Here is a 2424-nt window from a genome sequence, read left to right as displayed (position 1 = left end):
CGGTTGGTTGGGTAGGCCGCGCAACGAGGTACCTGCCATGTGCAGGCCCTTTTCCGCACGGCCCCCCGCCGAACCCGCCGTACGAGTTTCCCCGTAACGGGCTCTCCAGTGACCTATTTCGTGACGCTACCGGTTGGCTTTCCTGAGTGGATCGTGTCATGGCAGCCGGTGCAGACAACCAGACTCTTGCGCCGCTTCTTCACCATGACCTGATGCCATTCGGTAAGCGGCTCTACCCTGTCGAGGTCAGCGAGTTTTCGGATGTGATGCACCCGCACGTCTTCCGACGTCCCGCATAGCTCGCACTTCCCCTTCAAGAGTCGGGTAATAAGCTCTTTCCTGGGGTGGGGGTTGGCCGCTTGACGGTCCGTGAGGACCGCTGCCTTCTGTCGCGTCAGTGAGATTCCGCCGAATCGTGCGACCAGTGGCTTCCTGCCTGCGCTGCGGGGGACCTTAGCTTCGAAGCATGTGCGTGGCCCATTCGGTGTCTCGATCTTGGCCTTGTAACGGGCCGCCATCTTGGAGACCGTCGAGCCATGCTTCGCTGCCAGTGTCTTGAGCAACGAGGTTTCCATGACCCAACGCAGTCGATGCAATCGGCATACGTTGCTGGCCAGGAGGTAGTACTGGACGATGCCCCGGTATTCGGTCCCGTAGACGTTGACGATGGTGTAGTCGTCGTCATTCAAGAGTTGGGGCCGGTGCGCGGGTTTTCCGCGACTGAGGTATGGGACTGCCTTGTCTCGGATCACCTTTGCTGGCACACGCAGAGCAATCGAACCGTTAGCCGTCCTGCGGCCTCGGGTTGCCTGCCTGTCGTTGTGTTGCACGGTGATCTCGTATCCGAGGAACGATGCCGCACCCTTACGGGCATGGGTGATCAGTGTCTTCTCTGGCGATAATTCCAGCTTGAGGTCTTCACGAAGGAATACCGCGAGACGCCGTTTGATCTCCTCGGCCTCGGATCTCGGCCCGATGAACCCTAGAAGGGTGTCATCGGCGTATCGCACATAGCGCAGTCTCCGGAAGCCCGGATCGTTCGGATCCACGCTGGGGATGCTGCGCTGCTGCTTGCGAAGTGACCGGACCTCGGCCCGGTCTCCGCGCCTGCGGGCGCGTGCGATCGCGTTGACCACCTCCAGGTAGGCAGGGTTTCGCGCCCTGCTTCGCCCTCGGGTGTAGTGCGGAATCAGAACCTTCTCGACAAAGCTGTCCAGTCGGTGCAGGTAGATATTGGACAGCAGCGGAGAGAGCACTCCGCCTTGAGGTGCCCCGCTGAGCGTGGCTCCCCAGGTCCAGTCTTCCATGTACCCGGCCTCAAGCATGTTGCGCACGAGTCGAAGAAACCGGCCATCGTGGATTCGTTCTGCCAGCGTCTCGATGACGACCTGATGGTCGATCGAGCCGAAGCAGTCCGAGATATCTCCTTCGATGAACCAGGTCGTGCCCGTCCAGGTATTGCCCACCTCAGTCAACGCGGTGTGGCAGCCCCGTTTGGGTCGGAACCCGTGGGAGCGGTCGGAAAACTGCGGCTCGAAGTACGCCTCCAGAAGGAGCCGCATCACCTCACCGACGAGCTTGTCCGACCAGGTTGGCAGTCCAAGCGGCCGGGTCTTCCCATTCTTCTTAGGAATGTTGACTCGCTTGACCGGGCTGAACCGATAGCGCTCGTGACGCATCGCATCGATGATGCGACCGATCTTACCCAGCGACATGCCATCCACAGTTTCTCGTGTAACTCCCGGCGTCATCGCTCCCTTGTTGGAGTAGATGCGGCCGTAAGCCACCAGATACAGCTGCTGATTGAACATTTGCCGATACAGCTCACTGCACGGCAGAACACGTCTGCCGCGCTCACGAAGGATGCCTAACACCGTGTCGGCACTCTGCATTTCGCATACCTCCCGGTCTCGTTCACATCCAGTCACCTGTGCCCCTTCGCCCTGCGAGCGGCTTTCCCGCCCTCCTTGGCAGGTCGTTACTCCTGCGACTACTACGGACACTCCGTCGCCCTAGGGTTCGCACCCCGTAGGCGATCCCACGTTCGTCCTTGTTGTACGTCATAGCGTGACGTAGGCGCCCCACTCATCTCCTTCAATGTCCTCATTGGACATCGCCCCATGTCGCGGAAGGTATGTCGGCCATGCATCAAAGCCGCCACAGGACATGGCATCGGTTTCAGTAGCCTTTCCGATGGATGCGAACTTTCATCGACTGGAGATTGGGGTTCAGGCAATCCAGCTTTCGCCATATCACGCGGGCCCCTCAGCGCACCGTCCCTGGCAACTGAGCCCGGTCACTGATTCTCTGGCATGCTCTGGTCCCCTTCACCTTTCGGATCCAGGTGAGCCATCAGGCCCAGGAATATCCCTCCAATTCCTCCCGGCTGAGCCGGGGATACAACAAGGCGCCTCGTGGCGCACA

1 protein-coding gene is annotated in these 2424 nt (G+C 60.2%); it reads right to left on the bottom strand.

Translation table 11 applies throughout. The features are described from left to right. Positions 1-113: 113 nt before the first annotated feature. A complete protein-coding gene (locus tag H5J33_RS31185) occupies positions 114-1892 on the bottom strand; it encodes a reverse transcriptase/maturase family protein (RefSeq protein ID WP_181798117.1) in 1779 nt (592 codons plus the stop codon). Positions 1893-2424 lie beyond the last annotated feature (532 nt).

Source organism: Streptomyces sp. WELS2 (assembly GCF_013870595.1).
GTDB lineage: Bacteria > Actinomycetota > Actinomycetes > Streptomycetales > Streptomycetaceae > Streptomyces.
This window is presented reverse-complemented; position numbering and strand designations above follow the sequence as displayed.

Excerpts from the sequence above, each read along its gene's own strand:
- H5J33_RS31185 (WP_181798117.1), bottom strand. The coding sequence starts at position 1,892 with ATGCAGAGTGCCGACACGGTGTTAGGCATCCTTCGTGAGCGCGGCAGA.